The organism is Bifidobacterium hapali (assembly GCF_002259755.1).
GTDB lineage: Bacteria > Actinomycetota > Actinomycetes > Actinomycetales > Bifidobacteriaceae > Bifidobacterium > Bifidobacterium hapali.
Genome location: NZ_MWWY01000007.1, coordinates 1 through 9,736, shown reverse-complemented (window position 1 = coordinate 9,736; position 9,736 = coordinate 1). Strand labels below are relative to the sequence as shown.

At 47.9% G+C, this 9,736-nt stretch carries 8 protein-coding genes and 1 pseudogene; all 9 read left to right on the top strand.

Translation table 11 applies throughout. The features are described 5' to 3' along the window. Positions 1-469 (top strand): annotated as a pseudogene (locus BHAP_RS02200) (integrase catalytic domain-containing protein); the annotation flags it as partial. A gap of 394 nt (positions 470-863) precedes the next feature. Next, on the top strand, positions 864-1,970 hold the full coding sequence (locus tag BHAP_RS02195; protein ID WP_094729187.1) for a glycosyltransferase family 4 protein: 1,107 nt from the start codon (positions 864-866) through the stop codon (positions 1,968-1,970). A 1-nt stretch (position 1,971) separates the two neighbouring features. Further along, positions 1,972-3,051, top strand: a complete 1,080-nt coding sequence (locus tag BHAP_RS02190; protein ID WP_158216408.1) for an acyltransferase family protein — start codon at positions 1,972-1,974, stop codon at positions 3,049-3,051. A 30-nt stretch (positions 3,052-3,081) separates the two neighbouring features. After that, positions 3,082-4,221, top strand: a complete 1,140-nt coding sequence (locus BHAP_RS02185) for a polysaccharide pyruvyl transferase family protein (protein WP_094729185.1) — start codon at positions 3,082-3,084, stop codon at positions 4,219-4,221. An 11-nt stretch (positions 4,222-4,232) separates the two neighbouring features. Further along, positions 4,233-5,228 carry a glycosyltransferase family 2 protein gene (locus tag BHAP_RS02180; protein ID WP_094729184.1) on the top strand — a complete coding sequence of 332 codons (996 nt, stop codon included), beginning with the start codon at positions 4,233-4,235 and terminating at the stop codon, positions 5,226-5,228. Further along, positions 5,186-6,226: a capsular polysaccharide synthesis protein gene (locus BHAP_RS02175; RefSeq protein WP_143248708.1), complete on the top strand. Its 1,041-nt coding sequence runs from the start codon at positions 5,186-5,188 to the stop codon at positions 6,224-6,226. Before BHAP_RS02180 ends, BHAP_RS02175 begins: the two co-directional genes overlap by 43 nt. Positions 6,227-6,228: 2 nt before the next feature. Next, entirely contained in the window at positions 6,229-7,242 is a 1,014-nt protein-coding gene (locus BHAP_RS02170; protein WP_094729182.1) for a glycosyltransferase family 2 protein, read from the top strand. 19 nt (positions 7,243-7,261) lie between these two features. Beyond that, a complete protein-coding gene (locus BHAP_RS02165) occupies positions 7,262-8,710 on the top strand; it encodes a flippase (protein ID WP_094729181.1) in 1,449 nt (482 codons plus the stop codon). Between the two features lie 198 nt (positions 8,711-8,908). Then, positions 8,909-9,736: acyltransferase family protein (locus tag BHAP_RS02160; RefSeq protein ID WP_094729180.1), on the top strand; the 828-nt coding region annotated here is incomplete at its 3' end.

Genomic DNA, 9,736 nt, shown 5'->3' with positions numbered 1-9,736 from the left:
CGTGCGCCGCCACGCGTTCTACTACCGGTACACCGCCGACGAGCTCGACCTGCTCAACGAGCTGTGGGAACTGGTGCGTGTCAAGGCCAACCTGTTCACCCCGTCCAAGAAACCCATCGCGCGCGAAAGCACACGGGACGGACGCCCCCGCCGCGTCTACGACAGGCCGCGCACACCATGGGAGCGGCTCAAGGAGTTCGACGACCAAGATAGGGCCGCGGGCGGCCCCGGCTTCATCCCCGACGACAAGCGCGAGGAGATCGAACGCACGCTCGCGACCGTGAACCCCGCCGAACTCGTCCGCCGCATCCACGACATCCAAGACCGGCTCGAGGACATGGCCGCCCCGCGCACCGCGCGGCTGGCCAGACGCTCGGGCCCGGACATGGCATACTTGAACAAGACGCTCGCCCGGATCGCGGGCGTCGAACCGGAAGACAACGAAACCCCACCAGCCGATAAGGACTAGGATTTCGCGCTCACCCTAAGTGAGGCACCACTCCGGATTACGCGCTCACTTTCAAATGAGGCACCTCGTGGCTTGACGTGTTTTATGAACAGTGCGTTAATCGTTGAAAAATGCCGATTAACAGTGTTGCGGGGAGTGTACGGAGGTCGTTGCTCGGAAGGGGCAGGGGGTGTGTTTGCGCGCCTTAGGGCCTCGTTTCACTTTTTGGGATATATCTGTTCAAAATGTGGTCATTGTGGATGCTTTCTGTGGGCATGACGGGCTTTCGTACGGCGGAAACGCTCAGCGTGGTCCGTTTTGGGAAGCCGGCAGGTATCATCGACAACAAGACGTGAGAAGAGTGGGCGCCGTGTGTGCTCTGTGAACTCGGCGGAGGCATGCAGGAGGTACGGTCATGGCAGGTCTAGGGCGCATCGCCTTTTTCTCAGGTGATATCACGCGCTCCGGCGGTACGGAGAACGTGTCGATCATGCTCGCCAATGCGCTGGCGGCGGAGGGTTGGGTGAATGATGGCAATGCGGTGTCGTTCGTCAGCCTGTTCGAGGAGCATGATCGGCCATTCTTCGATATTGACCCGCGCATCGCCCGTTACACGGTATATCCGACGGTAACGCACGGCATCCAGCACTATTTCGATACGGTCAAACGTCTGCGTCGCCTAGTCAAGCAGCATCATATCGATGTGCTCGTGGACATCGACGGCATTCTGGACATGTATTCGTTGCCGATCAAACGCTCTGCCGGGGTCAAGGTGATTTCGTGGGAGCATTTCAACTATCATCAGAACCCGGGCGTACCGTATCGCAAACTCACCCGCCGTTGGGCGGCGCGTAAGGCCGATGCCATCGTTACGCTCACTGAGGCGGATCGGAAGCTGTACCTCGACAACGCGCATCCGAAATGTCCGGTCATTGCCATTCCGAACCCGATGCAGACGGTCACGCCGCAACCAGTGTATGCGGCCGATTCGCGGATCATCATCAGTTCCGGGCGGCTTACCTATCAGAAGGGCTTCGACATGTTGGTGGATGTGGCCGCGCGAGTGCTGCCCGGACATCCCGACTGGCAGTGGTTTATTCTTGGTGAGGGTGAGGACCGGCCGATGCTGGAGGAGAAGATCGTTGCGGCGGGCATTGGTAATCAGCTGATTCTCAAAGGCCGAGTCGAGAATATGCCCGATTATTACCGCAAGGCGGCTATGTTCGTGCTCACGTCCCGTTTCGAGGGACTGCCGATGGTGCTGCTGGAAGCGAAGGCGTATAAGCTGCCGATCGTCAGTTTCGATTGCGAAACCGGTCCGGCTGACATTGTGACCGATGGCGTGAACGGCGACTTGGTGGAGACCGGGGACATTTCCGGCATGGCCGAACGTATCAACCTATTAATCGACGATGACGAACATCGCGGCCGGTACGCGGCGCATGCCGACGAGGGAATGGATTGCTTCGATCGTGATTTGATTATCGGTCAGTGGGATCGATTGCTGAAAGGAGATGAATGAGATGACTGTTGACAGGGGGATAGATTCCGGTAAGAGAAGAATCACTTGGGTGGATTATGGAAAGGGTCTTGCGATCGTACTGGTGTTCTGGGGACATACCATATGCCCGGAACCTGCTCTGATATTTTTTTACGCGTTTCATATCCCGCTGTTTTATGCGCTTTCGGGATTCGTGTTTTCGATTCGTCGATATCCGTCATTCGGATCCTTCGTATGGCGTAAATTTCGCACGCTTATTGTTCCCGGCGCATTCTTTGGATGTATCATCAAAATATGTCAGTATGTGAGGGCTTTGATTCATGGCGAAACGCCCATATCTCCCATTCAGACGCTGATTGGCGTCTTTGTGGAATTAAGGGGTGGTGCGTACGAATTTCTGCCTTGGTTCTTCCTGAGCTTGTTCATCATTGAGATAGCGGCCTATTGGTTTGTGCGTGCTGGTATATCGCAGGCATTCATGCTGGCAATGGCGTCGATTGCGGCGTTGGCAGGCTACTGCTATGGTACTTATATTGATCATACGGTTCCGTGGTGTCTGGATACTGCTTTGACTGGATCGTTCTTCTTCGTTGTGGGCTTCATCGCAAAACGTCATTGGCAAGTTATCGAGGGGAAAGCGATATCTAGGCAGATCTTCCCCCGTGTGATCCTCTGCATAGTGCTGTTCATCTGTAGCGGGGTGATGAGCTGGTGCAACGTCACGTTCAGTGGTACTTGGCTGGACGTGTATTCGAATACGTTTGGGTGGATCGTGTTTTACATCCCTGCAGCACTGTTCGGCATCGGTGCTGTCGTGACAGGACTGGTCACGCTATCGCGTTCGTTGGGATGGACCGTTCTTCGTGAATTATTGGACTATTTGGGAAAGAATTCACTGGTGTTCTATGCCATGAACCATGTCTTTATTCACGCTTGGACGGATTTGTTCGATTATCTGAATATTACTGATTCTACTAGTCAAACAGTTGTCTGGTACATGCAATTATGGCAGGGATTGCTGATTGTGGCACTGTCCATCTTGTGTTGCTGGCCGATCGCCATGATCATGAATCGTTATCTCCCCTTCATACTCGGTAAATGAAGCACTTTTGGAAGGAAAGAGAAGAAAAGTATGAAAGCAGCATTGATCACCTATCACGCCGCGCATAACAACGGTTCATTTCTGCAGGCGTTCGCTACACAGCGCAAAATCCAGCAACTGGGATACGACTGCGACATCATCAACTTCTCCACGCCGCGACAGCAGTACCTGTATGACGTGTATAAGAAGGTCCACGGCCCGAAGGACATCGCCAAGAACCTGTATGCTGTGTTCCACCACAAGCTGATTCAGCGTCGCCATGACGATTTCACCAATCTGGCTCACCGGGCGCTGAAACTCACACCGAAGTTCTACGAGGACCCCTCCCAGATGGGGGACCTCGAAGCGCAGTATGACGTATTCGTTAGCGGCAGCGACCAGATCTGGAACATGGATGCCTGGGATTACAGCGACGCTTATTTCCTGAGCTTCGTGAAGCGTAAGGCGAAGGTCTCCTACGCCTCAAGCATGGGAGGTCACATTCTCGAAAAGCGCGACGACAAGGCGCTCGCCAACAGATACCGAGAGCTGCTAGCGGATTACCGTGCAATCTCCGTACGTGAGAAGACGGCTCAGGAATACCTCCAGCCGTTGCTGGACAAACCGGTGACACAGGTCATCGATCCCACGCTCCTGCTGCGTCAGGAGGACTACGATGAGATCACCGCACCGCTACTGGTTGATGAGCCGTACATCTTCTACTACGCCATCGATTCCATCGAGCTGAATGACAGTGCCGCGAAGGCGGTGAAGCAGTATGCTGAGGCCAAAGGGCTGCCGGTGTACGTGATGTTCACCGGCAATAAGTCGTACGGTTTGAAGGAATACGGTTTCCACCTGCTGGAAGTGGCCGCGCCAAACCATTACTTGAGCCTCATCAAGCATGCCGAGCATGTGTTGACGGCCTCGTTCCACGGCACTGCGTTCTCAATCCTGTTCGAGAAGCAGTTCCACGTGGTGCGTGGCAAGCACAATGGCAAGGTGAATATGGACGACCGCATGAGCTCTCTGCTGTCAACCTGCGAACTGCCCGATCGCAACCTCATCGAAGGTGCGGCGTGGAGTGACGCTATGATTGACTATGACGGCGTGCGTCAGCGTCTGGATATCGAACGGCGACGTTGCGCGGATTTCCTGAAACAAGCCCTTGAACAAGATTGCAAAGAGTAAGGAAAAAGAATATGACGACCGATATGCCGCTGGTGTCAGTACTTGTCTGTATCTATAACACTGAGCAGTATCTTGCCGACTGCATTGACTCCATATGCGGACAGACATATGACAATTTGGAAATCGTATTAGTCGACGATGGTTCCACAGATCGTTCCGGTGCCATTATCGACGAATATGCGGAAAAAGACAAGCGAATCAAAGCGGTACATCAGAAAAACGCTGGTTTTTCAGGTTGTCGCAATGCATGCATGGACCACGCGACAGGTGAATTTATCGCTTTTGTGGATAGCGATGACATCATTATGCCGGATTTCGTGGAATACATGTTATCCATCCAGCGCCAGACAGGTGCGGATATGGTCATATCGAAGAACTGCTTCACCAATGTGAACATGCAACAAGTGTCGGAAGACCATATCGTTACATGGAGCCCGGATAAAGCCGTATCGGAATTCTTCTATCCCCGTGTTCCTTTAGGGTCTTGGAACAAGCTGTATCGCCGTGATTTTCTGAATCGAAATGGTCTGCGATTTGTGCCTCAACTTACCACCGGAGAAGGACTGCAGTTCATTACCCGTGCTGCTAGTCTAGCGAATTGTATTGGCGTAGGTAGTCGTAAAGTATATCGATATCGGATGAACAATCCCAACAGTGCCACGACCAAGGCCGATGTCGAACGGCAGGGTATTGGCTCGCTGAAGACAATGGACTATATTGAACATCATCTTCCGGTAGATAGTCAGATTGTACGTTCCGCAATGCGATGGCATCGTTGGAGTTGCTACAATTACTGTCTGCGTCAGATTATGAATGCTGAAGCTGAACGTCAGTATGCGAGCTTGTACCGAGACTGTGTACGGCACTTGCGTGCTGATTCATTGGCTGTGAGCATGCTTGACTTGCCATGGAAACACCGTCTGATTGTGCTCATCAGTTCTTTTAGTCCCCGACTTGGTGCGCAGTGCATGATTTCAAAGAAACAGCGGCTGTTGGCGCGCAAATAGCAGAGTGGATGTTTGGTATGGGAAAATTAGGTAAATTCGTCAACGTCACCGAACGCGCAGGTGTTCAAGTGGCATTGTCGCAACTGCTGACTTCCGTTGCATTCTCCTTGACGTCAGGAAAGGGACGATTCGCATTATCCTGTTCTAAGATGCAGTCCAATGCCATTGGCAGGTATGTTTCCCGGACGTATGGTGATGTCATACGTGATTGGAATCAACAGCCGGAAACCGCTGTGCCTTTTCACAAACAAGAACTGATACCGGCTTGGTCATATTGGACCCAGGGAGAAGGTGATGCTCCTGATCTCTGCAAACGACTCTTCAATATTCATAGAAAACAGTTGAAAGAGTGCGACTACCATGTTATTAGCGCTGATACCGTCGACCAGTTTGTGGAACTACCCGGAATGATATTCGATAAACGACGGCGGGGGATTATATCGGAAGCTCATTTCACTGATATACTTCGGTGTGCGTTGCTGAAGCAGTATGGCGGTTTATGGGTTGATTCGACTATTCTGCTGACTGACACTGTTCCTCGAACAATTTGGGATGTTCCTTTCTATTTTGCAAAGGGTTGTTCAGACAACAATGTTTATGCTGCTTTATCTCCGGAAACCAGTCAGTGGGAGTGTTCATTTCTCGCTGCACAGCGACAGTCATTATTCTTCTCATTCCTGCTGGATATGCTGATTCGATATTGGTCTGATGAGGATGAAAATATACTGTATTACTTCCTTATACATCAGTTTGCATTGGTTGGCTTGCATGGAATTTCTGTACTTGCCCAAGAAGAGAAATTAATTCCAGATAATAATTGGTCATATCCATTATTATCTGAGCGTTTGCTGATGAAAAATGAGTATGATCAATCTGTACAAATTGATGAAAAAACATATTGTTTTAAGCTATCTCGCACTGCTGCATATGATCCTCGAAAACTGGAAGCGGTGTTATCGGCTGTAGAACATGGTGAACCGATTCGCAGAAAGTACTAAATATGACTAACTATGCCGCAGCTCCCGTAATTATAGCCGATCATGTATCCGATGATCCATTGATTACCATTATCGTCCCCGTGTATAATGTACAAGAGTATCTTGATACCTGCATTAAAAGTATAGTTAGTCAAACATATCGCAATTTAGAAATATTGTTAATTGACGATGGTTCGACAGACAGGTCGGCAGAGTTATGTGATATATGGGCTAAACGTGATCCAAGAATTCAAGTCGTGCATCAATCTAATTCCGGCGCCGCACATTCCAGAAACGTTGGCTTGGATATAGCCGCAGGTGAACTGATCGGTTTCGTGGATTCCGATGATTGGATCGAACCGACCATGTATGAACAGCTATATCGTAACCTGACAAGTGAGCATGCTGATCTTTCCATTATTGGAGGGCAGGGGGTAGCCCCTGATGGAGAGTTAAGACTTCCCAAGCAAAACGTTCGATTCCGAATGGATTCGGAAGAGGCATTCATATTGGCAAATCAGCCAGGATATTTCGGTATAGCAGTTTGGTTGCATTTGGCGAAGCGCTCGCTTTTTAATGGTCTGCGATTCCCTGAAAATATTTGCAATGGTGAAGATTATCCAGTTATTTATGGACTATTGGACCATGCGAGCGTCATTTTCTATGATTCAACTCCGTTGTATAATCATCGACTAGGGAATGGTGGCATCTCATCTAATGTCGAAATACACACGATGGAATTGATGGATCAGATGATAACGCTGGTCTCGCGCAAGTATCCTCGTGCATTGAAACAAGCGGAATACATGGGGCTTTCTGTATCCATTGGCATGTATGACCGAGTGTTATTGTTGGGTCGTTCTAGTACCTATATTTCGTTCATGAAAGAAGTGCGGAAACGAGTGCGAAGGGCAAGGAAGGACATTCCGAACCTATCTTTTCTGTCGCGCGGTAAGCGGTTGCAGTGGATGATGTTGGCATATGCTCCGCACATCTACGATCGTATGTTTGTGTTCCTGTATAAGCATATTAAATAAGATTGTATGGCGGTAAGTTATGAGTGGGAAAAATAAGCAGCTGAAAATACATTCCGTAAAGTATAACGTGGTGATGAACATGATACTCACCTCGTCTTCGTTTATATTCCCTCTGGTAACAGTTCCATATGTGTCTCGCGTATTGTCTACTACTGGCAACGGTCTGATTGCCTTCGCTCAAAGTACGACAAACTACTTTGGCCTTTTTGCGGTAATGGGCATGTCCGCTTATGGTATTCGCGAGGTTGCCAAGGTGCGAGATAACCGTTCCGCGTTATCCAAGCTTGTGCGTGAGTTGCTGGTTATCTTATTGGTTACCAGTACGGTCAGTTATACTGCTTTTCTGATTGCCATTGTTACTGTGCCGAAGTTGCGCGAAAACATGGTTTTGATGCTGGTGTTTGGTTTTACTATTTGGCTAACTGCTTTTGGCGTCGAATGGTTTTTCCAAGGTGTGGAGCAGTATGATTACATCACCATACGTAATATCGCAGTGAAACTGATTGGTATCGTACTTATGCTCCTGTTTGTTCATCAGTTTTCCGATTATCTTGTCTATGGTGTGATTGTGGTGCTTTCGAGTTACGGATCGAATATTATAAATATTCTCAGACTCCGTAATCTTGTAGATCTGAGATCGCGGGAACGACTTGAAATCAGGAAACATATCAAGCCATTAACTTCATTCGCTGTTTCCTCGATTTCCTCCGGCATGTATGTTCAGATCGATATTGTTCTTACTGGTTTCCTGATGAATGCCAGCATGGTTGGTTTATACCAGCTTGCAACGAAAATTAAGTCACTTGCCTATGCTGCTGTGTCTTCTGTTGGCAATGTTATGCTTCCTAGGCTTTCGTATTATCGTGGGAAAAATAGCGTTGATGAGTATAATAAGTTGCTGTCAAAAAATTTCAATTTCATGTTCATTGCTGGTATGGCGATTATTGGATGGATGGTATTGTGTGGGAAGCCAATCATTCTTATCATTGCTGGATCAGACTTCGTTGGTGCTCAGTATGCTTTGGCGTGTATTGCCCCTACAATTCTCTTCGCCGCGGGTAATGCAACTTTAACGCAATGTCTGATTACACAGGGCAAGGAGCGTTCGTACGCATTGATAAGTTTGCTTGGTTTGGTATTAGCATTTACCTTTAATATGATGTTGATTCCACTGCTGGGAATTGTGGGCGCGGCGTTGAGTAATGTGCTGTGTGAGATGGTCACATTCATATTCCGTGCATATATGGTAAGAGATACCATGAGGCAGATTCTCCCCTCTCTTGACTACTGGAAGACCATCCTTGCATTCGCGATTGCTGCTGTTGTCGCTTATGCAACTTCAGCTTGTGTATCCTCGATGGGAGCGGTTGTGAAATTCCTTGTTTTTTCAGTAGTGTTTGGTGGATTATATGCTTTCGCGCTAATTATATTGAAAGAGCGGTTCGTTCAGTCAATGCTGAAACGTTAGTATTGTTGTAAAACGCTACAGTAGACATTATTGGAAAGAAAATGCATAAATATCAACGAAATTCTAGTATAGAGTTATTGCGTATTTGTTCTATGTTTATGATTTATTCTTATCATTTTGTCACGCAGAATGGTTTCCCTATCCTTTCTCAGCATATATCTGTCCAAAAGTTCTTATTCGTTGTTGGTTTAGGCAGTTATGGTAGAGTCGGAGTTGTTGTTTTTTTTTATCATTTCTGTATGGTTTCTTGTTGATAAGAAGGGCCTGACACTGTTAAATTCCTTGAAGCGCATTTGGGTTTTAGAGCGAGAGATTCTGTTTTGGTCGCTAACGTTATTTATCTGCTCCCTCATATTTCTTAGTATGCCATTTTCGTTGCATACTCTTTTGTCTTCTCTCTTTCCTCTTGTAATGGGAACGTGGTGGTATGCCTCGGCATATGCGATGTTTTTGTTGTTTATGCCGTTTCTATCTCAAGGGTTACGTATTCTTGGTCGTAGACGGCATGCACAGCTATGCATTGTTTCTTTGGGTCTTTGGGGTGGGTTAGGTCTACTGCCTAAAATAATGCCTGTTGTACAGCTTGGAAGAACCCAATTTTATGGTTTCTTTTATTTATTTATACTTATTACTTTTTATAAGTGGTATATGGATGAGTTCACGTTGCGAGAATCGTTGATGTTAGTTGTCGCAGGTGAAGTCGTTATAATAGTTTATTGGTTTGTGTCTAACTTTCTTGAGCCGCATTTTTCTTCGGAAACTAGTTTGGCGTTAGAGCGATTCATGGTTGCTGATTGGTCTTTACCCATTGTGATGATTGGTTTTGGGTTGTTTTCTCTATTTAATTCTTTTTGCTTTTCGAATGTCATTGTGAACTGGCTTGCTGCATCTACTTTTGGAGTTTATCTTATACATCAGTATGAGCCTGTGGCAAATTTGCTGTTTGTACGACTCTTTAATGTTGTTGATATATGGGATGAGCCCTATGCTTTTGTACTATCCTTCGTCGTTCTTTCTGTAAGTTAT

Coding starts and splice junctions, on each gene's coding strand:
- BHAP_RS02165 (WP_094729181.1), top strand. CDS start 7,262: ATGAGTGGGAAAAATAAGCAGCTGAAAATACATTCCGTAAAGTATAAC.
- BHAP_RS02180 (WP_094729184.1), top strand. CDS start 4,233: ATGACGACCGATATGCCGCTGGTGTCAGTACTTGTCTGTATCTATAAC.
- BHAP_RS02185 (WP_094729185.1), top strand. CDS start 3,082: ATGAAAGCAGCATTGATCACCTATCACGCCGCGCATAACAACGGTTCA.
- BHAP_RS02195 (WP_094729187.1), top strand. CDS start 864: ATGGCAGGTCTAGGGCGCATCGCCTTTTTCTCAGGTGATATCACGCGC.
- BHAP_RS02170 (WP_094729182.1), top strand. CDS start 6,229: ATGACTAACTATGCCGCAGCTCCCGTAATTATAGCCGATCATGTATCC.
- BHAP_RS02190 (WP_158216408.1), top strand. CDS start 1,972: ATGACTGTTGACAGGGGGATAGATTCCGGTAAGAGAAGAATCACTTGG.